The following is a 19363-nucleotide window of genomic DNA, read 5'->3' as shown; positions in this document are numbered from 1 at the left end:
CCATGTTCGACAAGATCCTCATCGCCAATCGCGGCGAGATCGCGCTCCGGGTCGTGCGCGCCGCGCGCGAGATTGGGCATCAAGAGCGTCGCCGTGCATTCCACCGCCGATTCGGACGCCATGCATGTGCGCATGGCCGACGAGGCGATCTGCATCGGCCCGCCGCCCTCCGGCCAATCCTACCTGTCCTTTCCGGCGATCCTCTCGGCCTGCGAGATCACCGGCGCGCAGGCGATCCATCCCGGTTACGGCTTTCTGTCCGAGAACGCCGCCTTCGTGCAGGCGGTCGAGGATCACGGCCTGACCTTCATCGGCCCCACCGCCGAACATATCCGTGTCATGGGCGACAAGATCACCGCCAAGGACACGATGAAGGCGCTGGGCGTGCCTTGCGTGCCCGGCTCCGACGGCGGCGTGCCCACCGTCGAGGCGGCCAAGAAGATCGGCAAGGAGATCGGCTACCCGGTCATCGTCAAGGCCACCGCCGGCGGCGGCGGGCGCGGCATGAAGGTCGCGAAGACCGAGGCCGAGATGGAGCGCGCCTTCCAGACCGCGCGCTCGGAATCGAAGGCGGCCTTCGGCAATGACGAGGTCTACATCGAGAAGTACCTCACCACGCCGCGCCATATCGAGATCCAGGTCTTCGGCGATGGCAAGGGCGGCGCGGTGCATCTGGGCGAGCGCGACTGTTCGCTGCAGCGCCGCCACCAGAAGGTCTTCGAGGAGGCCCCCGGCCCGGCCATCACGCAAGAGCTGCGCGACCGCATCGGCAAGGTCTGCGCCGACGCCGTGGCCAAGATCAACTATGCCGGCGCCGGCACGATCGAGTTCCTGTTCGAGAATGACGAGTTCTACTTCATCGAGATGAACACCCGTCTTCAGGTGGAGCATCCGGTGACCGAGGCGATCTTCGGCGTCGATCTCGTGCGCGAGCAGATCCGCGTGGCCTCCGGCCTGCCGATGTCCTTCACGCAGGACGACCTCAAGATCCGCGGCCACGCCATCGAGGTGCGGATCAACGCCGAAAAGCTGCCAAATTTCGCGCCCTGCCCGGGCCGGATCACGCAGTATCACGCCCCCGGCGGGCTCGGCGTGCGGATGGACAGCGCGCTCTATGACGGCTACCGCATCCCGCCCTATTACGACAGCCTGATCGCCAAGCTGATCGTGCACGGCCAGGACCGGGCCGAGGCGCTGGCGCGGCTCAACCGGGCGCTGGGCGAGCTGATCGTGGACGGCATCGATACCACCGTGCCGCTGCATCACGCGCTTCTGGGCGAGCCCGACATCCAGTCGGGCGACTACAACATCCACTGGCTCGAGCATTGGCTCGAGCAGACGCTCCAAGGGTAAGGCGGGGGCCGCGCATGTCCTTGCGGCCCCAACCCCGGCTCACGCCCGAGCTGCTGCTGCACGGCTACGCGCAGGGCGTGTTTCCCATGGCCGAAAGCCGCGACGACCCGGAGATCTTCTGGGTCGATCCGCGCCAACGCGGCGTGCTGCCGCTCGGTGGCCTGCGCATTTCGCGCAGCCTCGCGCGGCGGATGCGACGCGGCGGCTTCGAGATCGCGGTGAACCGCGATTTCACCGGCGTGCTCAGTGGCTGCGCCGACCGGTCCGAGACATGGATCAACGCCGAAATCTTCGATCTCTACACCGCGCTGCACCGGATGGGCTTTGCCCATTCCGTCGAGGTGCGCCATGACGGCGAACTGACCGGCGGGATCTATGGCGTGACGCTGGGGGCCGCGTTCTTCGGCGAAAGCATGTTCTCGCGCCGCACGGATGCCTCCAAGCTGGCGATGGCCTGGCTGGTCGACCGGCTACGGCTGGGCGGCTTCGCGCTGTTCGACGCACAATTCTTGACGCCGCATCTCGCCAGTCTCGGTTTTGAGGAAGTGCCGCGCGCGCGCTACCGCGCGGCTCTGGCCACAGCGCTCGAACAGCGCGGCGATTTCGATGCGCCGGGCGCCCCCGCGCCCGCTCAGGACGTCTTGCAGCGCAACGCCCAGACGTCGTAGCGCGGGTGATCCATGGCGTTGAGCGCCGGCGCCGAAGCAATCATCCAGCCTTGGAATACCGGCTCCTCGATGGCCTGATAGCGCACGATCAGCCGCTCATAGGCATCGCCGGACGGGTTGTCGGCGGGGTAGCGGCACTCGTCGAGCATGATTGACAGATGCCCGACGCGGCCCGTCTCGCCGGAAGCGAGGTCGAGATCGGTGCTGATGCCGGTGATCTTGTCGAGCACGCGCAGCACGCCGCCCGGCGCCACGGCCGCCTCCTGCGCGGCCAAGGGCAGCGCGGACAGGCCCAGGGCCAGCAGCGCGCCCAGGCGGATCACTCGGGCTGCCACGCGTCGTAATCCTTGTCGAGCGCCGGGGCGGCGCGGCGGATCGAGCCCTTGGGCGCATAGGCCATCGCGGTGCCGGTATGGTTGGGCTCATGCTCTTTTTCCCAAGCCCGGTGCGGCATCGGACGCTCGACCGGCGTCTCGTTCCAGATCCGATGCAGCCAGCCATGCCATTCGGGGTCGATGCGGCTCGCCTCGACCTCGCCGTTATAAATGACCCAGCGCTTCGAATCGTCGGCGTTGCGGTAGAAGATGTTGCCCTGCCGGTCCTCGCCCACCTTCTGGCCCTTGCGCCAGGTGAAGAGCTGGGTGCCGAAGGTCTGACCGTTCCACCAGGTGAAGGTGCGCTTGAGAATGCTGCCGAGGCTCATGACGGGTCTCCTGTCCTGCGCCCCGTCATGCCGCAAAGCGCCCCCGAGGTCCAGTGGTCAGCGCCCTTCGCGCAGCCGCGCGGTCACCTCGATCTCGATCCGCATCGCGGGCTCCATCAGGCCGCATTCGATCATCGTCGCCGCCGGGGCCGACGCGCCCCACGCCGCCCGCAACAGCGGCCAGCAGGCCGGGAAATCGGCGCGGTCGGGCAGCATGTAGGTGACGCGCGCGACCCGGTCCATGCCGGAGCCGGCCGCTTCCAGCGCGCGGGCCAGATTGTCGAGCGCGGCTTGGCACTGCGCCTCGATCCCGTCGGGCAGGGTCATCGTCTCGTAATCATAGCCGGTGGTGCCCGACACGAAGACCCACCCATCGCAAAGGACGGACCGGCTGTAGCCGATCCGTCCCTCGAATTCCGATCCCGAGCTGAACCGCTGCACGGCTTCAGCCAGCCGAAGCGGTCTCTTTCTTGGCGCCGTCGGCGTGGATCATCAAAGGCTTGCCCTCGCCCACCGCCTCTTCGTTGACGACCACCTCGGTGACGCTGTCGAGGCTCGGCAGCTCGAACATGGTGTCGAGCAGGATGCCCTCCATGATCGAGCGCAGGCCACGCGCACCGGTCTTGCGCTCGATCGCCTTGCGGGCGATCGCCATCAGCGCGTCGTCGGTGAAGGTCAGCTTGGTGTCCTCGATGTCGAACAGGCGCTGGTACTGCTTGACGAGCGCGTTCTTGGGCTGCGTGAGGATGGTGACCAGCGCCTCTTCGTCGAGATCGGTCAGCGTCGCGATCACCGGCAGACGACCGACGAATTCCGGGATCAGGCCGAATTTCAGCAAATCCTCGGGCTCCAGGTCGCCGAAGATCTCGCCGATGCCGCGATCGTCATCCGACCGGACGTCGGCGCCAAAGCCCATGGCCGAGCCCTTGCCGCGCTGCGCGATGATCTTGTCGAGACCGGCAAAGGCGCCGCCGCAGATGAACAGGATGTTGGTGGTGTCGACCTGCAGGAACTCCTGCTGCGGATGCTTGCGCCCGCCCTGCGGCGGCACGGAGGCCACGGTGCCTTCCATGATCTTCAGCAATGCCTGCTGCACCCCTTCGCCCGACACGTCGCGTGTAATCGAGGGGTTGTCCGACTTGCGGGTGATCTTGTCGACCTCGTCGATATAAACGATGCCGCGCTGCGCCCGCTCGACGTTGTACTCGCTGGCCTGCAGCAGCTTGAGGATGATGTTCTCGACATCCTCGCCGACGTAACCGGCCTCGGTCAGCGTCGTCGCATCCGCCATGGTGAACGGCACGTCGAGGATCCGCGCCAGCGTCTGCGCCAGCAGCGTCTTGCCGCAGCCGGTCGGGCCAATCAGCATGATGTTGGATTTCGACAGCTCGATCTCGGAGGATTTGGCCGCGTGGTTGAGCCGCTTGTAGTGGTTGTGGACCGCGACCGAGAGCACGCGCTTGGCATGCATCTGGCCGATCACGTAATCGTCGAGCACGTCGCAGATCTCGCGCGGCGCCGGGACGCCTTCGGAGGATTTCAGGCCGGAGCCCTTGGTCTCTTCGCGGATGATGTCCATGCACAGCTCGACGCATTCGTCGCAGATGAACACGGTCGGCCCCGCGATGAGCTTGCGCACCTCGTGCTGACTCTTGCCGCAGAAGCTGCAGTAGAGTGTGTTCTTGCTGTCGCCGCCGGACGTGCTTGCCATATCGAACCCCCGGGCCATCGGCCCTGCTTTATCTCTCTCGGACTGCCCTTCCTGAGACGATAGGGCAGCCATTTCGCGGCCACAACGCCAAAATCCCGGCGCCGGAAGCGCGATCCCCCGCATCGGCGGAGTGATCGCGCAGCCTGATCAACCCGCGGTGTTGGGCGTCTTGTCCTCGCCCTGCGCGCGGCTGGTCAGGATCTCGTCGATCAGGCCCCAGTCGCGGGCTTCGGTCGGCGACATGAAGTTGTCGCGCTCCAGCGCCGCTTCGACCTTTTCCAGCGGCTGGCCGGTGTGGTGAACATAGATCTCGTTCAGCCGGGTCTTGAGCTTCTGGGTTTCGGCGGCGTGGATCATGATGTCCGTCGCCTGCCCCTGGTAGCCGCCCGAGGGCTGGTGCACCATGACGCGGGAGTTCGGCAGCGAGAAGCGCATGCCCTTTTCGCCCGCGGTCAGCAGCAGCGAGCCCATCGAGGCCGCCTGGCCGATCACCAGCGTCGAGACCTTGGGCCGGATGTACTGCATGGTGTCGTAGATCGACAGGCCCGAGGTGACGACACCGCCGGGGCTGTTGATGTACATCGAGATTTCCTTTTTCGGATTCTCGGCCTCGAGGTGCAGCAGCTGCGCGACGATGAGCTGGCTCATGCCGTCATGCACCGGGCCGTTCACGAAGATCACGCGTTCCTTCAGGAGGCGCGAGAAGATGTCGTAGGCGCGCTCGCCGCGGCTGGTCTGTTCGACCACCATCGGGACGAGGTTCATGTAGGTCTCAACGGGATCGTGCATCTGCTCTGCCTTTTCGGGAACGCTTGCGTCTCATGCGGATCTTGTCCTCACAGAGTCTTAGTGGTCTGCCGGAGGGGTTTCAACTGCAGCCCGGACGACGACGCGGGGGTAAGGCCGGCCTGTCCCGCCCGGGCAGAACGGGCGTGACGGGCCGGCCCGGCGACCGTCCGGCAGCGAAACGGCCATGGCGCGGTTCCAGTCTTTGGTCAGTCGTCTCCGCCGGTCAGCAGGAAGATCAGGAACGCTACCACCACCAGACCCGCAAGGGCGGCCACCATCATGGCGATGGTCATGGCGTCCTCCTGGTCGTGTCTGGCGCAACGCGGGCCGCAGCGGGAGGTTCCGCCCCGGCACGGCGCGCCGCTGTCAGACCATCGCCTCGGGAATGCCCGGAAGATTGCGCCCCAGTCGCCAGGCCGGACGCAGCGGATATGGCAGCAGCATGTGCGCGCGCAGCTCTGGCACCCGCGCGCGATCCGCCTCGACCATGCCGCGCCAGCGCGCCACCAGCGCCGCGCCGCCCTCGCCCGGTCGCGGCAGCCCCTCCGCGCCCATCCAGTGCCGCATGCAGGCCTCGCGCAGCCGTTCGACCGACTCCGCCCCGTCGAGCCGCACCCCGGCCTCGGTGTCCCAATGCATCGAGCGCCCGTTGAGATTGGCCGAGGACACGATGGCGGCGGTCCCGTCGGCGATGGCGACCTTGGCGTGGACATAGATGATCGGCGCGCGCCACATCCGGGCGCGCGGCCCGACATCCGCCGGGCGCGCCCGGCGCGGCACCGCGGGCGAGACGATCAGCGCCCTGTCGCCAAAGGCACGGCGGATCTTGTTGATGCAGCGCGCCTGCAGGTAATCGCCGTAGCGCGCATCCATGCGCGCGGTGTCGAACGCCGCGTCCTCGGGTGCCGCCGGGAGCACCATGACAAGCCCCAGCCCCGGATTGGCGCGGCCCGCCCGCGCGAGGCTGCGCGCGATGTCGCGGTCGCGCATGAACTGGGTTTCGACATAGATCAGGTCGCGCGCCCCGGCGAAGAGATCGCGATGCGCCTCGTAAAGCTCCTCGACCTGGCGCTTGGGCGACATCCGCCAGATCGCGGGGCTGCGCCGCGCCGAAAGCGTGCGCAGGATCCGCCCCGTCGGCACCGGGTCGACCCCCTCGTTGATGGAAAGATAGCTGTCGAGATGGCGATGCGCATCGGCGACGGCCGTGCCGCCCATCAACAGCTGCACGTCGTGCCATGTCTCCTGCGCGGGGCGGTCATGGCGCAGCGTGTCGTAACGGCGATCATCTAGATCGAGACCGCCGATATAGAGCCAATCATCGTCGAACACGGCGAGCTTCTGGTGATGCGTCGCGAGGTGAAGCTCGGGGATCGGCCAGATCTTGGCGACCGGCCTGCCCCGCCGTTCGCCGATATGTCCGGCCAGGCCCCGCCGCAGCCGCAGCATCCGGGTGCGTTCCTCCGGCGGCAGGCCGCCGAGCCTGCGGGCGACGCGGCGCAGTTCGCTCCAGCTTTTGTACCACAACAGCGTCCGCGGCACCGCGCCGACCCGGGCGGGATGCATCGCCGCGCGCAGCACCAGGCGATCGGGATGGCCCGAGGCCTCTCCGGCCGCGATCAGCCCCTCAATCGACTGCCATGTCATCGCATGCATCGCGGTGACGGCGATCGGATCGAAATCGGTGATCGCGATTTCGATCCGAAGCCCGGCGCGCAGCTTGTGCACGATCAGATCGAACCATGTGGTGCCGATTTCGCGGGCCGAGGCCGAATGCAGGCGGGTGAAGGGGTCGAACACCCGAAACGACATGCGCACCCGCGAGCGGGCCTCCAGGAAGCAGCGCTCGAACACCGGGTAGGCCTGCTCGGCGGTGATCAACGGCATCGGGATCTGCGGATCCCTTGGCAGGTCGGGATCGGGGAGCGTCTCGCGCGCCCAGCGGGCATGGGCCGGATCGCTGTCGCGACCACCGGTGCCGCGGGGCGCGCGAGAGGAAGAGCCCGCGCCTTCATCCGCGGCGCGCGACATCAGTAGTCCTGCGGATCATATTGCATCTCGCGCACCGGGAAGGCGGTCGAGAGGCGGTAGACATTGCCTTCGTGCAGGGTTTCGCTCGGACCACCGAGCTGCGCCGCGAAGGCCTGGATGAGGTTCATGCCCAGACCCTGCGCGCGCGGCCCCTTGCCGGAGGCCTCTTCATGGCCCTGCGGCGCCGCCCCGGCCGAGTTGGCGATTTCGATCCGCACCATGCCGCCGGCCTCCGCGCGCATCGACACCGACACCCAGACCGCCCCTTCGGCATCCGGCGCGGCATTGGCCAGCGCGTTGGCCAGCGCCTCGGAGGTCAGCAGCGACAGCGGCACCGCCTGATCGGGCAGCAGTTCGAGATCCTCGAGATCGAGCCGCGTGGTCATCTCGGGGCGCGGGCTCGACGCGCCCGATTGCTGGGCCACGATCTCGCGCAAGAGCCGGGCCGCATTGACCCGGCCGACATCCTGGCTCTCGTAGAGCGTGCGGTGGATCGTGGCGAGGCCGAGCACCCGGTCCTGCAGCCGGCTCAGGATCTCGCGCGTGGTGGCGTCGGGGGTGCGGCGCATCTGCATCGACATGATCGAGGAGATGAGCTGCAGGTTGTTCTTCACCCGGTGATGCACCTCCTTGAGCAGGATGCCGCGCTCGCGCAGCTGGTCTTCGAGCCGGGCCTCGTCCTGCAGGATGTTGCCGGCCATCTGCACGAATTCGCCCTCGATCTCGCGCAGCTCGCGCGACATGTCGCCGGTGCTGCCCTGCTGCGGCAGCTGGCGGCTCGTGCCGAAACGGCGCATCGACCGGCCCAGCCGCCGGACATGGCGGATCACCAGCCGGTGGATCGCGTAATAGGCCACGAGCAGGCTCGCCGCCCACATCAGGATCGGAAACAGGCTCGGCAGGAGCGGCGAGGCGAAGGCCCCCGAGGCGGGCCAGATGCCCAGCTCGAACACCGTCCCCGTAACCAGCGGCGTCACGGCATAGACGAGCTGCTCGCCTTCGGGCGAACGGCCGGACGCGGCGACGGCGCGCAGGCCGGTCTTCTCGCGCAGGTCGAACCCTTCGGGCAACAGCGTCTCGAGCGGCCGGTCGGGGTTCTGCAAGGTGAGCACCTCGCCCAATTCGTTGTAGGTCACGAGCTGGACCGGCTTGCGGTCGGCCTCTGCGGGGCCGACCGGTGCGGCGATACGGCGCTGCGGAATCGCGAGCTGGACATAGCCCCGGAACTCGCCGTCCCGCTCGATCGGGCTGGCGACGTTGATCACCGGTTCGTCGGCCACCTCGTCACGCTGGTTCAGCGTGACGATGGCATCGGGCGACAGCGACATCTGTTCCCAGATGCGAGTGTCGCGCATGTCGAGCGGCACGTCATGCGAAGAACAGCGCATGATCCCGTCGGGATCGACCAGACCGATCAGCGCATAGAGCCTGCGCCCCTCGATATAGCGGTCGAGATAGCTCGAACAACTGGCCGGATCGTCGAGCTCGTCGATCACGACGCCCAGCGCTTCGGCCACGCCGAAGGCGCGTTCGATGGTCTGCTCCACCGGCGCCCCCGCCTGCGCCGTCAGCGCAAGCAGGGAAAGCTCGGACCGCCGCAGCGTTTCGCGTTGAAACTCGGCGGTCTGGTAGATCGCGATCAGGCCGATGGGCATCAGCGCGATGGTCAGGAAGGCGACCACGCGCAAGACCAGCCCATGCGCGTTGAACCAGCCGCCGCCCTTCGCCGGCCGGGCCCGTTCGCCGGTGGCGTCCGTCACAAGTGAGACCCACCACTGGCCGCCAGAACGGCCATCGTTGCCTCGTCGGTCATGCCGAGCCCGTCCTGATCCTCGAGCTCGAGCAGCTCGGCCAGCCGCACCCGTGCGCGGTTGGCGCGGCTCTTGATGGTGCCGATCGCGACACCGCACATTCCAGCCGCTTCCTCGTAGGAAAAGCCCGATGCCCCGACCAGGGCCAGCGCCTCGCGCTGTTCGTCGGGCAATTGCGCGAAAGCCCGCAGGAAATCGTTCATCTGAAGCCGCCCGTCATGCGCCGGCTTCTCGGCCAGCGACGCGGTGAACACGCCGTCGACATCGGCCACCTCGCGCTGCGCCTTGCGGCGGCCCGAATAGAACGTGTTGCGCAGGATGGTGAACAGCCACGCACGCAGGTTGGTGCCCGGTTTGAACTTGTCGAAATTGGTCCATGCCTTGACCACCGTGTCCTGCACGAGATCGTCGGCCTGGGCGCCGTTGCGCGTCAGCGACAGCGCAAAGGCCCGCATGGCCGGGAGGTGTTCGACCAGCTCTTCTTTCGGATCCTGTTGGCTCATTCTAGCCCCTGCCCACCTTGGATGCGTCCGCCGTTTCCCGGTCCGAATGCGTCTGGTCGGCCTCGGACGATGCGTCATCCGCATCCTCACCGGCCTTCAGCCGCGCCAGCAGATCGGTGAACCGGTCTGGCAAAGCCTCGTCGGTGAGCTGCTGGAAGGCGCGCTTAAGATGGGCGTCGATGTCTCCACGCGCGCTCCCCTGGTCCCTCTGTGTCATTCCCGCTTATACCCTCGTCATTGTCGGCAGCCTCGCATAGCATGACCGCATCATGGAACCACAATGCCAATGGCCGCGTTCGGTTCCAGAAAAAATGAATTTGGGGACTCTCAGCCGATGACGACAACCACCACCGCACCCGACCTCGCCACGGTGATCGGGCACGAGCTGCCCTATCTGCGCCGCTATGCGCGGGCGCTGACAGGAAGCCAGGACAGCGGTGACACCTATGCCGCAGCCACGCTCGAGGCCATTCTCGAGGATCGCTCGGTCTTCGACACCGACGCTTCGCCGCGCACGGCGCTGTTTCGCGTGTTCCACCTGATCTGGCAAAGCTCCGGCGCGCCCGTCTCCGGCGACGAAAGCGGCCTTGCCGCCGCGGCGCAGGCGCATCTCGCCAAGCTGACCCCCAACACCCGCGAGGCGCTGCTGCTCAACACGATCGAGGATTTCTCGACCGCCGAGATCGCCGAGATCATGCAGACCGACGAGGACGAGGTCGCGCATCTCGTCAAGATCGCGCGCCAGGAGATGGAAGACAGCATCTCGGGCCGTATCCTCGTGATCGAGGACGAGGCGATCATCGCCATGGACCTGCAATCCATCGTCTCGGACATGGGCCACGCCATCACTGGCGTCGCGCGCACCCGCGACGACGCGGTCAAGCTGGCGCAGCAGGAAAAGCCCGACCTCGTGCTGGCCGACATCCAGCTCGCCGACAACTCCTCGGGCATCGACGCCGTGCGCGACATTCTCGAGGCGCATGGCAACCTGCCGGTGATCTTCATCACCGCCTTCCCCGAGCGGCTGCTGACCGGCGAGCGTCCCGAGCCCGCCTTCTTGATCTCCAAGCCTTACGGCGAAGAGCAGGTGCGCTCGGCGGTGAGCCAGGCGATGTTCTTTTCCTCGACGGGCCCCCTGCACGGCTGACGCTCCCCTCGCCCGGCCCCAAAGGCCGGGCGACCTGCCGCCGCGCATCGGCCTAACCGATCTCTCTTGGCCGCGGGCCGGGATGAATGGCGCCCTGCGAAATGCCGGTGCCCGACCGGACGATCCGGGCCCAGACCACGTTGATCGCAGCCCCAAGCAGCACCAGCCATGCCGAGATGAACAGCCACATCAGCAGCGCCACGACCGCGCCGATCGAGCCGTAGACCTCGTTGTAATTGCCGAAATTCGACAGGTAATACGAGAACCCGGCAGAGGCGAGCAGCCAGAACAGGATCACCAGAAAGGCCCCCGGCGTGATCCAGCGCCCACGCGCGCCGCGCATGTTGGGCCCGAACCGGTAGAGCACCCCGAGCCCCGCCAGTACGATGCCGAAGGCCGCGATCCATCGCACCGCCTCGAGCGCCCAGCCCGTGCCGCTGCCCAGCGGCAGCACCGCCAGCAGGATCGGCGCGACCACCACCACCAGCATCGCCAGCACCGCGATCGCGATCAGCGAAAAGGTCAGCAGCATCGCCACGAGCAGTTGCCACACGCCGTTGCGATTGGGACGGCCATAGATCTGGTTGAGCCCGAGGATCAGCGAGGCGACCCCATTGCGGGCCGAGAACAGCGCCACGAAGGTCGACATGACCGTCGCGAAACCCAAGGTTTCAGGCCGGGTCGACACCATCAGGTTCAACTGCTCGGTCAATAGCCCGTAGGCCTCGACCGGGATGATCTCGCGCATCAGTTCGAGCTGCGCCTTGATCACCTCGGGATCGGCGACGAGGCCGAAGATCGCGATCAGCGCGGCGATGGCGGGAAAGATCGCGAAGACCGAGTAAAAGGCCACCCCCGCCGCGACCAGCCCGAGCTGCACCTCGCCCGACAGGGTCCACAGCCCGATCAGCAACCGCCACAGCAGGCGCGGCAGGGTGAAAAAACGGGTCGATCGGGACAACAGCTGCACTCCGCCATAACATGAGCGGATGCTCGCTCACATGCAGGATTGCATGCGGACCGGAGGTTGTGAAGGGCACGGGAAACATGGGGGTGGCCGGCGGTGGATCTTCCCCGAGGGAATGATCAGGAAGGTCCGCCGCCGGCCTTGGGGAATGAGAGAGGCGAGGGAACGGCGCCTCTTCATCCACCAAACCGGCGGCGCGGCACTTGGTTCCCCAGAAAAATCGACGCGGTTCGATTTAGTTTCCGACAGGCGCGATCGGCTTTTGCAGCGCCGCGAGATAGGTCCGGGTCCACCAGTCGATATCGGTCTCGCGGATCGACTGCATCAGGCTCAGATGGCGGGCCTGCCGCTCGTGCAGCGGCATTGACAGCGCCTGGTCGATCGCCTTGGCGGTTTCCCCCGGATCATATGGGTTGACCATCAGCGCCGCGTCCATCTGCTCGGCCGCGCCCGCGAAATGCGACAGGATCAGCACGCCCGGATCGGCCCCGTCCTGCGCGGCCACGAATTCCTTTGCGACGAGGTTCATCCCGTCGGCCAACGGCGTCACGAGACAGGCGTCGCCGCGCCGGTAGAGCCCCGCCAGCACATCGCGCTCGATATTGCGGCGAATGTAGCGGATCGGCGTCCAGTCGAGCTCGGCCATTTCGCCATTGACCCGGCCGGTGATGGTTTCGAGCTCCTGACGGATGTCCTTGTAGGCCTCGACATTCTCGCGCGAAGGCGGCGCGATCTGCAAAAGCGTGGCGCGCACCTGCGGGTCGGGCCGGTGCGACAGGTATTCGCCAAAGGCCGCGAAGCGCTGCGGCAGGCCCTTGGAGTAATCCAGCCGGTCGACCCCGAGCACCAGCCTCTCGCCCGGCGACAGGCGCAGATGCTCGCCCGCATCGGCGTTCTTCTCGGCGGCTTCGATGAAACCGTCGACATCGATGCCGATCGGAAAGCTCGCCACCTCGAACTGCCGGTCATCGAGCTTGAGCCTGCCCCGCAGCAGGATCTCGGCCCCGTTGTCGCGCAGGAAATCGAGCGCGTTCGACACGTCGCGCTTGGTCTGCAGCCCGATCAGATCGAAGGACGACAGCCATCCGGGCATCAGCTTGCGTTCCGGCAGTGCGGGCATGTCGGAAGGGTTCGGGAACGGGATGTGCAGGAAATACCCGACGCGGTTCGCCACGCCGCGACGGCGCAGCGCCTCGGCCAGAGGCAGGAAATGGTAATCATGCACCCAGATCACGTCTCCGGGCCGCACCACCTCGGCGATCAGCCCCGCCACGCGCTCATTGACCTCGCGGTAGACCCGGGCCTGGTCGGGATCGACTTCGAGCAGGTCGGTCCGATGATGGAAAAGCGGCCAGAGCGTGGCGTTGGCGTAGCCGAGATAGAAGCCATCATGCTCCTCCTCGGTCAGATCGAAGCTGTAGCGCTCATAGGGGTCCGCGGCGATCCGGGTCAGCCCCTTCGCGGCCTCTTCGGGTGCGACCCGCTTGCCCGAATTTCCGATCCAGACGCCGCCGCGCTCCTTGAGCGCGTCATGCAGCGCCACCACCAGGCCGCCCGATGGGGCGGCCTCCGTGGGGATGCGGTTGGAAACGACGATGAGGCGACCTTCGGACATGGTTACGCCTCGGCCCAGCGGCGCAACGTCCTCCGGGCGGCCTCGGGATTCTTCAGGCGGCAGCCCGCGGCGGTCTCGCCCTCGCCCACCTTGACGGCGATGCCGCCCTGCTCGGCCACCCAGTGCAGCGCCGGCTCATCCGTGACGTCGTCGCCGAAGAAGATCGGCATGGTGCCCGCGAAGGCGCCGCTCTCCATCATACGGCGCATCGAGACATCCTTGCCGATGCCGGCGGGGCGCAGCTCGTAGGCCATCTTGGAGTGGTGCAGATCGAAACCGTCATGGGTTTCGGAAAGCGCCCGAAGGAAGGCGTAGGCCTGCGATGCGAGATCCTCGTTCTGGCGGAAATGCAGCACCACGCCGGTCGGCTTCTGCTCGCAGATCAGCCCCTCATGGGTGGCGGCGAAGGCCGCGGTCATCGTTCCCAGATGGCCGACGGTCGCGGGGTCGGCCAGCTCGTGGTTGCGGATCTCGCCCGCCTGGCGCTCCTGCGCGCCATGACCGCCGATGATCGGGCCGTCGAACCCCTGCAGATATTGCTGCACATCCTCGATCGCGCGCCCGGTGATGATCACCACCCGGCCATCGGTCTTGGCCGACAAGGCGCGCAGAAGGTCGCCCATGCCGGCATCGACCTCGATCGCGTCGGGGCGATCGGCAAGTTCGACCAGCGTGCCGTCGAAATCGAGAAACAGGGTCGATCGATCCAGCTTTGGCTCGGGCACACCGTCGACCGTGTGCTCGCTTTGGTGCTCACCGTGAAATCCGATCATCTCGTAATACATTCCCTGTCTCCAACTGGCGGCCAACGGCCCGCAGCCACCCGGATCGCAGACGCGAAGGTGGCTTTTGGATACAACCATGCGCGGTGGCGCGGGTTCCCGTTCGGCGGTCTTCCCCGGCCTGCCGTCGCGGCAGGCCGCCTTTCATTTGTCGGGCATGGCGCATCGCTTGACAAGCGCCGTCTCCGCCCAGCGCGGGCCATCGTTCAGGCCGCGGCGAAGCCCGAATGGGTGTCGAGCAGGAACTGCGCGAAGATCGGCGCGCAGGCGGCCCCGAGCCCGCGCGCATTCCCCCCGACCGTGCCCGCCTCGATCCGGGGCGGCACCAGGCCGCGCAGGTCGATCCGCCCCATGGCGGCGCGAATCCGCTCCACGAGAGCCATACGGACCGCTTCGGGAAAGCCGCCATCGAACAGCACGGCCTCGAAATCGATCACCGCGCAGACCGTGGCCGCGGCACGGGCCAGCTCTTCGCCGACCGCGTCGAGCCATGGGTCGACCACCGCGTCGAGCCCCGACCAGTCCTGCGGCAACATCCACAGCCGCGACGGATCGTGCCCCGCCGCCACGAGACGCTTTTCGAGAATGTGCAGCGAGGCCGTGTCGAGCAGCTGCGCCGGGCGCCCCTGGGCATCATGCGTGGGCAACGGCCCCATCGCGCCCGCATTGCCCTGCGCGCCACCGAACACGGAATGGTTGAGAACGATGCCGCCCCCGATGAAAGAGCCCATGAAGAAATAAGCATAATCGCGGAACGCCCGGCCACGGCCGAACACGTGCTCGGCGCGGCAGGCGGCGGTGGCGTCGTTCTCGACATAGACCGGCAAGTCCGAAAACCGCGCGACCTCGGCGGCGAAATCAAAGCCGCGCCAGCCATCGAGTGCCGCGGGCGGCCCGCCCACCGTCTCCTGCCAGACCCACAGCTCGCCCGGACGCGCCACGCCGATCCCGACGATCCGGTCGCGCAGCGCCGATGGAAGGCAGGCCGCGAGCTTTGCGAGTCCTTCCTGCAAAAACCGCAAGATCCCGTCGGGATCGGGATAGCGATACGTGTCGTGCAGCTGCCCGCGCACCTGCCCGTGCAGATCGACCAGCATCAGGTCGGCGCTGCGCCGACCGACCTTGAGCCCGATCGAAAAGGCACCGTCTGGGTTCAGCCCCACCGGCACGCGCGGCTTGCCGACGCGGCCGCGCTGCGGCGCGCCGCGCAGCACCATGCCATCTGCGTCGAGACGGCGCAGGATCACCGAGACCGTCTGCGGCGACAGCCCCGACAGCCGCGCCAGATCGCTGCCCGGCATCGGCCCGTGCCGCTGCAGCAAGGTCAGCAGCAGACGCGCGTTGTGGTCGCGCAGCCCGCGCTGGTTCGCCCCGCCCGCGAGGCTGCGCACTTCGGATATGTCCATGGGACGTCCTCCCGGCTACAGCATGACGCGCCCACAATTAATAAATCAACAGGATTTATTTATTGACCGACGCTCTGGAATCGGTGTCATCTGGCCGCGATCCCGGCGGTGGAGGAGCCCCGGGGCGACATCTGGGAGGATTACGGACATGAAGACACTTCTCGCGGGAACCGCGCTCGCCCTCGTCGCGGCCGCCGGCGGCGCACAGGCCGAAAGCCACATGCAGGACGTTTCGGCCTGCCTGATCACCAAGACCGACACCAACCCCTTCTTCGTGAAGATGCGCGAAGGCGCGCAGCAGGCCGCCGACGAGCTGGGAATCTCGCTCAACGCCTATGCCGGCACCGTCGATGGCGACCACGAAACCCAGGTCGACGCGATAGAGACCTGCATCGCCAACGGCGCCTCGGGCATCCTGATCACCGCCTCGGACACCTCGGCCATCGTCTCGGCGGTCGAGCAGGCACGCGACGCGGGACTTCTGGTGATCGCGCTCGACACGCCGCTCAACCCGATCGACGCGGCCGACGCGACCTTTGCCACCGACAACTTCAAGGCCGGTGAGCTGATCGGCCAATGGGCCCGTGCCCAGCTCGGCGACGAGGCCGAGAACGCCAAGATCGCGATGCTCGATCTCGGCGTGAGCCAGCCCTCGGTCGACGTGCTGCGCGACCAGGGCTTCCTGACCGGCTTTGGCATCGACGTGAAAGATCCCAACAAGTGGGGCGACGAGGACGATCCGCGCATCGTCGGCAACGACGTGACGGCGGGCAACGAGGAAGGCGGCCGCACGGCGATGGAGAACCTGCTCGCCAAGGACCCCGAGATCAACGTCGTCTACACCATCAACGAGCCCGCCGCCGCCGGCGCCTATGAGGCGCTCAAGGCGATCGGCCGCGAGAATGACGTTCTGATCGTGTCGATCGATGGCGGCTGCCCCGGCGTGGCCAATGTCGCCGACGGCATCATCGGCGCCACCTCGCAGCAATACCCGCTCGACATGGCGCGGCTCGGCGTCGAGGCGATCGCCCAGTATGCCGAGGACGGCACCCTGCCCGAGAACACCGAAGGCAAGGATTTCTACGACACCGGCGTGAAGCTGGTCACCGACAAGCCGGTCGACGGCGTCGAGTCGGTCTCGGTCGAGGAAGGCCAGAACCTCTGCTGGGGCTGAGGCCGCGGCACGATTGAATTGTTCCGGGCCCTCGCGGGGGCGCGGAACGGCCGCGATCGGGGCGGGATGCGTCCCCACCCCGATCACGGCGGGCCACGCGGCGTCGCCGCGGACCATGCCACACGCCACGGGAGGGGCGCCTCATGACAGACACCGATCACTATGAATCCTCGGTCCGCGAGAAACGCGCCGAAAAGGTGGCCGAGTTCGAGAGCCATTCGAAAGGCGTGATGAGCCGGGTCCAGCACGCGCTGCACGTGACCCCGGCGCTGGTGCCGCTGATCGTGCTGATCGCCTCGATCGTCATCTTCGGCCTGCTTCTGGGCTCGCGTTTCTTCTCGCCCTTCGCGCTGACGTTGATCCTGCAACAGGTGCAGATCGTCGGCATCGTCGCCGCGGCACAGAGCCTGGTGATCCTGACCGCGGGCATCGACCTCAGCGTCGGCGCGATCATGGTGCTCTCCTCGGTGGTGATGGGACAGTTCACCTTCCGATACGGCATCCCCGCACCGATCGCCGTGCTGTGCGGCCTGACGGTCGGCACCGCCTGCGGCTTCGTCAATGGCTGGCTGGTCTCGGTGATGCGGCTGCCGCCCTTCATCGTGACTCTGGGCAGCTGGCAGATCTTTCTCGCCACCAACTATCTCTATTCCGCCAACGAGACGATCCGCGCGCAGGAGATCGAGGCGAACGCGCCGATCCTGCAGCTGTTCGGCGCCAAGTTCGAGATCGGCGGCGCGGTGTTCACCGTCGGCGTGGTGTTCATGATCGCGCTGATCGTGGTGCTGGGCTGGGTGTTGCGCCAGACCGCATGGGGCCGGCATGTCTATGCGGTGGGCGACGACGCCGAGGCCGCGCAGTTGTCGGGCGTCAACGTCAAGCGCACGCTGATCTCGGTCTACATGCTGTCGGGGCTGATCTGCGCCTTTGCCGGCTGGGCCCTGATCGGGCGGATCGGCTCGGTTTCGCCCACCTCCGGCTACGACGCCAACATCGAGAGCATCACCGCCGTGGTGATCGGCGGCATCTCCCTCTTCGGCGGGCGCGGCTCGATCATGGGGTCGCTGTTCGGCGCGCTGATCGTCGGCGTGTTCTCTCTTGGCCTGCGCCTTCTGGGTGCGGACGCGCAATGGACCTATTTCTTCATCGGTGTGCTGATCATCGCCGCCGTGGCCGTGGACCAGTGGATCAGGAAGGTGTCGGCATGAGCATCGATCAAACCCGCGAACCCATTCTCAAGGGCCGCAATCTCGTCAAGCGCTACGGCAAGGTGGTGGCGCTCGACCATTGCGACTTCGACCTCTACCCGGGCGAGATCCTCGCCGTGATCGGCGACAACGGCGCCGGGAAGTCGACGCTGATCAAGGCGCTGTCGGGCGCGGTCATCCCCGAGGATGGCGAGGTGACGCTGGAGGGGCGGAAGGTCAACTTCCACTCGCCCAACGACGCGCGCCACGCCGGCATCGAGACGGTCTACCAGACGCTCGCGATGTCGCCCGCCCTGTCGATCACCGACAACATGTTCATGGGGCGCGAAATGCGAAAGCCGGGCCTGCGCGGCAAATGGCTGCGCCAGCTCGACCGCCCGGCGATGGAGAAGTTCGCGCGCGAAAAGCTCAACGACCTCGGGCTGATGACGATCCAGAACATCAACCAGGCGGTCGAGACGCTGTCGGGCGGCCAGCGCCAGGGCGTGGCCGTGGCGCGCGCGGCGGCCTTCGGCTCCAAGGTCATCATCCTCGACGAGCCCACCGCCGCGCTCGGCGTCAAGGAAAGCCGCCGGGTGCTGGAACTGATCCTCGACGTGCGCTCGCGCGGCATCCCGATCATCCTGATCAGCCACAACATGCCGCATGTGTTCGAGCTGGCCGACCGCATCCACGTGCACCGGCTCGGCAGGCGGCTTTGTGTCATCGACCCGAAAAATCATTCGATGTCGGACGCGGTGGCCTATATGACTGGGGCAAAGGTTCCCGAGACCGAGTTCGAGGCCGCGTGACGGCCCCCAAGGAACAAGAGGCGCGGTTGCTCGACACGACACTGCACATCAACGCGCTGGCCGATCGGGTGCACGATCTGGCCAGCCGCAAATCCCGGGTGATCGTCGGCGTGGCCGGCGCGCCCGGAAGCGGCAAGTCGACGCTTGCGGAGGAACTGGCCAAGCGGCTGCAACGCCAGAAGCTGGTCTCGCGCACCGTGCCGATGGACGGGTTTCATCTTGACAACACCGTGCTCGACCTGTGGGGGCTCAGAACCCGGAAAGGCGCGCCCGAGACCTTCGATGCGCGCGGCTTCCTCTTGCTCGTCAAGCGGCTGGCGCGGGGCGAGGAGGTGTTCGCCCCGGTGTTCGACCGCGCCCGCGACATCGCCATCGCCGGCGCGCAGCTCGTCGAGGCCGACGCGCAGGTGGTGATCGTCGAGGGCAATTACCTGCTGTTCGACGAAGCGCCCTGGTCCGAACTGGCAAAGCTCTGGGACATTTCCGCCTATCTCGACGTGCCGCTGCCCGAGCTGCGGGCGCGGCTGATCGCGCGCTGGCTCGGCCACGGGCTGAGCCGCGCCGCCGCGACGCAGCGCGCGATGCACAACGACGTGCCCAACGCCCAGCGGGTGATCGATCACGTGCTGCCCGCCGATCTGGTGCTGCGCCATCCCGGCACGGGATAAGGCGAGCCCACTGAATTCTTGGAAAACATGTGGGTT

The 19363-nt window shown here is 67.0% G+C and carries 19 protein-coding genes and 1 pseudogene; 7 read left to right on the top strand and 13 right to left on the bottom strand.

Annotated features, from left to right (window positions below; all coding sequences use genetic code 11):
* The first annotated feature begins 2 nt into the window (after nt 1-2).
* Both accC and aat read left to right on the top strand, forming a co-directional pair.
* Nucleotides 3-1353, top strand: a pseudogene (accC, locus tag LOKHON_RS14790) (acetyl-CoA carboxylase biotin carboxylase subunit).
* A 14-nt stretch (nt 1354-1367) separates the two neighbouring features.
* Nucleotides 1368-2021: a leucyl/phenylalanyl-tRNA--protein transferase gene (aat, locus tag LOKHON_RS14785; protein WP_017927461.1), complete on the top strand. Its 654-nt coding sequence runs from the start codon at nt 1368-1370 to the stop codon at nt 2019-2021.
* On the opposite strand, the gene LOKHON_RS14780 is transcribed toward aat, so the two are convergent.
* The 9 genes from LOKHON_RS14780 to LOKHON_RS14740 all read right to left on the bottom strand — a co-directional run bounded on the left by LOKHON_RS14780 (nt 1985) and on the right by LOKHON_RS14740 (nt 9786).
* Nucleotides 1985-2356: a DUF2155 domain-containing protein gene (locus LOKHON_RS14780; RefSeq protein WP_245631470.1), complete on the bottom strand. Its 372-nt coding sequence runs from the start codon at nt 2354-2356 to the stop codon at nt 1985-1987. The two genes, aat and LOKHON_RS14780, sit on opposite strands and share 37 nt — an antisense overlap.
* Nucleotides 2341-2724: an NADH:ubiquinone oxidoreductase subunit NDUFA12 gene (locus LOKHON_RS14775; protein ID WP_017927459.1), complete on the bottom strand. Its 384-nt coding sequence runs from the start codon at nt 2722-2724 to the stop codon at nt 2341-2343. The genes LOKHON_RS14780 and LOKHON_RS14775 overlap by 16 nt, the downstream gene beginning before the upstream one ends.
* Before the next feature lie 57 nt (nt 2725-2781).
* Nucleotides 2782-3165 (bottom strand): Rid family hydrolase, encoded by a 384-nt coding sequence (locus LOKHON_RS14770; protein ID WP_017927458.1) that lies wholly within the window; start codon nt 3163-3165, stop codon nt 2782-2784.
* Nucleotides 3166-3169: 4 nt separating this feature from the next.
* Nucleotides 3170-4435, bottom strand: a complete 1266-nt coding sequence (gene clpX, locus LOKHON_RS14765) for an ATP-dependent Clp protease ATP-binding subunit ClpX (RefSeq protein WP_026147344.1) — start codon at nt 4433-4435, stop codon at nt 3170-3172.
* Between the two features lie 147 nt (nt 4436-4582).
* Nucleotides 4583-5224: an ATP-dependent Clp protease proteolytic subunit gene (locus LOKHON_RS14760; protein WP_017927456.1), complete on the bottom strand. Its 642-nt coding sequence runs from the start codon at nt 5222-5224 to the stop codon at nt 4583-4585.
* A gap of 366 nt (nt 5225-5590) precedes the next feature.
* On the bottom strand, nt 5591-7255 hold the full coding sequence (locus tag LOKHON_RS14755; RefSeq protein ID WP_017927455.1) for a phospholipase D-like domain-containing protein: 1665 nt from the start codon (nt 7253-7255) through the stop codon (nt 5591-5593).
* Nucleotides 7255-9015 (bottom strand): sensor histidine kinase, encoded by a 1761-nt coding sequence (locus tag LOKHON_RS14750; RefSeq protein ID WP_017927454.1) that lies wholly within the window; start codon nt 9013-9015, stop codon nt 7255-7257. Before LOKHON_RS14750 ends, LOKHON_RS14755 begins: the two co-directional genes overlap by 1 nt.
* On the bottom strand, nt 9012-9569 hold the full coding sequence (locus LOKHON_RS14745; RefSeq protein WP_017927453.1) for an RNA polymerase sigma factor: 558 nt from the start codon (nt 9567-9569) through the stop codon (nt 9012-9014). Before LOKHON_RS14745 ends, LOKHON_RS14750 begins: the two co-directional genes overlap by 4 nt.
* A gap of 1 nt (nt 9570) precedes the next feature.
* Complete coding sequence (locus LOKHON_RS14740) at nt 9571-9786, bottom strand: NepR family anti-sigma factor (protein ID WP_017927452.1); 216 nt, start codon at nt 9784-9786, stop codon at nt 9571-9573.
* Nucleotides 9787-9903: 117 nt separating this feature from the next.
* Here LOKHON_RS14740 and LOKHON_RS14735 point away from each other — a divergent pair, with 117 nt between their 5' ends.
* A complete protein-coding gene (locus LOKHON_RS14735) occupies nt 9904-10716 on the top strand; it encodes a response regulator (RefSeq protein ID WP_017927451.1) in 813 nt (270 codons plus the stop codon).
* Between the two features lie 52 nt (nt 10717-10768).
* Here LOKHON_RS14735 and LOKHON_RS14730 read toward each other — a convergent pair whose 3' ends face one another.
* The 4 genes from LOKHON_RS14730 to LOKHON_RS14715 all read right to left on the bottom strand — a co-directional run bounded on the left by LOKHON_RS14730 (nt 10769) and on the right by LOKHON_RS14715 (nt 15486).
* A complete protein-coding gene (locus tag LOKHON_RS14730; protein WP_425412394.1) occupies nt 10769-11686 on the bottom strand; it encodes a YihY/virulence factor BrkB family protein in 918 nt (305 codons plus the stop codon).
* A 232-nt stretch (nt 11687-11918) separates the two neighbouring features.
* A complete protein-coding gene (locus LOKHON_RS14725) occupies nt 11919-13298 on the bottom strand; it encodes an alpha,alpha-trehalose-phosphate synthase (UDP-forming) (protein ID WP_017927449.1) in 1380 nt (459 codons plus the stop codon).
* A 2-nt stretch (nt 13299-13300) separates the two neighbouring features.
* Nucleotides 13301-14083: a trehalose-phosphatase gene (gene otsB / locus LOKHON_RS14720; RefSeq protein ID WP_017927448.1), complete on the bottom strand. Its 783-nt coding sequence runs from the start codon at nt 14081-14083 to the stop codon at nt 13301-13303.
* A 203-nt stretch (nt 14084-14286) separates the two neighbouring features.
* Nucleotides 14287-15486 (bottom strand): ROK family transcriptional regulator, encoded by a 1200-nt coding sequence (locus LOKHON_RS14715; RefSeq protein ID WP_017927447.1) that lies wholly within the window; start codon nt 15484-15486, stop codon nt 14287-14289.
* 148 nt (nt 15487-15634) lie between these two features.
* On the opposite strand from LOKHON_RS14715, the gene LOKHON_RS14710 reads away from it, so the two are divergent.
* The 4 genes from LOKHON_RS14710 to LOKHON_RS14695 all read left to right on the top strand — a co-directional run bounded on the left by LOKHON_RS14710 (nt 15635) and on the right by LOKHON_RS14695 (nt 19327).
* Nucleotides 15635-16660, top strand: a complete 1026-nt coding sequence (locus tag LOKHON_RS14710) for a sugar ABC transporter substrate-binding protein (protein WP_017927446.1) — start codon at nt 15635-15637, stop codon at nt 16658-16660.
* A gap of 143 nt (nt 16661-16803) precedes the next feature.
* Nucleotides 16804-17868: an ABC transporter permease gene (locus LOKHON_RS14705; protein ID WP_017927445.1), complete on the top strand. Its 1065-nt coding sequence runs from the start codon at nt 16804-16806 to the stop codon at nt 17866-17868.
* Nucleotides 17865-18659 (top strand): ATP-binding cassette domain-containing protein, encoded by a 795-nt coding sequence (locus LOKHON_RS14700; RefSeq protein ID WP_017927444.1) that lies wholly within the window; start codon nt 17865-17867, stop codon nt 18657-18659. The genes LOKHON_RS14705 and LOKHON_RS14700 overlap by 4 nt, the downstream gene beginning before the upstream one ends.
* Before the next feature lie 26 nt (nt 18660-18685).
* Nucleotides 18686-19327 (top strand): nucleoside/nucleotide kinase family protein, encoded by a 642-nt coding sequence (locus LOKHON_RS14695; protein ID WP_017927443.1) that lies wholly within the window; start codon nt 18686-18688, stop codon nt 19325-19327.
* Nucleotides 19328-19363 lie beyond the last annotated feature (36 nt).

Source organism: Limimaricola hongkongensis DSM 17492, assembly GCF_000600975.2.
In the GTDB taxonomy this organism is placed as follows: domain Bacteria; phylum Pseudomonadota; class Alphaproteobacteria; order Rhodobacterales; family Rhodobacteraceae; genus Limimaricola; species Limimaricola hongkongensis.
The sequence above is the reverse complement of the archived record's forward strand: the minus strand, read 5'-3'. Positions and strand labels throughout refer to the sequence as shown.

Excerpts from the sequence above, each read along its gene's own strand:
- aat (WP_017927461.1), top strand. The coding sequence starts at position 1,368 with ATGTCCTTGCGGCCCCAACCCCGGCTCACGCCCGAGCTGCTGCTGCAC.
- LOKHON_RS14775 (WP_017927459.1), bottom strand. The coding sequence starts at position 2,724 with ATGAGCCTCGGCAGCATTCTCAAGCGCACCTTCACCTGGTGGAACGGT.
- clpX (WP_026147344.1), bottom strand. The coding sequence starts at position 4,435 with ATGGCAAGCACGTCCGGCGGCGACAGCAAGAACACACTCTACTGCAGC.
- LOKHON_RS14760 (WP_017927456.1), bottom strand. The coding sequence starts at position 5,224 with ATGCACGATCCCGTTGAGACCTACATGAACCTCGTCCCGATGGTGGTC.
- LOKHON_RS14755 (WP_017927455.1), bottom strand. The coding sequence starts at position 7,255 with ATGTCGCGCGCCGCGGATGAAGGCGCGGGCTCTTCCTCTCGCGCGCCC.
- LOKHON_RS14745 (WP_017927453.1), bottom strand. The coding sequence starts at position 9,569 with ATGAGCCAACAGGATCCGAAAGAAGAGCTGGTCGAACACCTCCCGGCC.
- LOKHON_RS14740 (WP_017927452.1), bottom strand. The coding sequence starts at position 9,786 with ATGACACAGAGGGACCAGGGGAGCGCGCGTGGAGACATCGACGCCCAT.
- LOKHON_RS14735 (WP_017927451.1), top strand. The coding sequence starts at position 9,904 with ATGACGACAACCACCACCGCACCCGACCTCGCCACGGTGATCGGGCAC.
- LOKHON_RS14725 (WP_017927449.1), bottom strand. The coding sequence starts at position 13,298 with ATGTCCGAAGGTCGCCTCATCGTCGTTTCCAACCGCATCCCCACGGAG.
- otsB (WP_017927448.1), bottom strand. The coding sequence starts at position 14,083 with ATGTATTACGAGATGATCGGATTTCACGGTGAGCACCAAAGCGAGCAC.
- LOKHON_RS14715 (WP_017927447.1), bottom strand. The coding sequence starts at position 15,486 with ATGGACATATCCGAAGTGCGCAGCCTCGCGGGCGGGGCGAACCAGCGC.
- LOKHON_RS14710 (WP_017927446.1), top strand. The coding sequence starts at position 15,635 with ATGAAGACACTTCTCGCGGGAACCGCGCTCGCCCTCGTCGCGGCCGCC.
- LOKHON_RS14705 (WP_017927445.1), top strand. The coding sequence starts at position 16,804 with ATGACAGACACCGATCACTATGAATCCTCGGTCCGCGAGAAACGCGCC.
- LOKHON_RS14700 (WP_017927444.1), top strand. The coding sequence starts at position 17,865 with ATGAGCATCGATCAAACCCGCGAACCCATTCTCAAGGGCCGCAATCTC.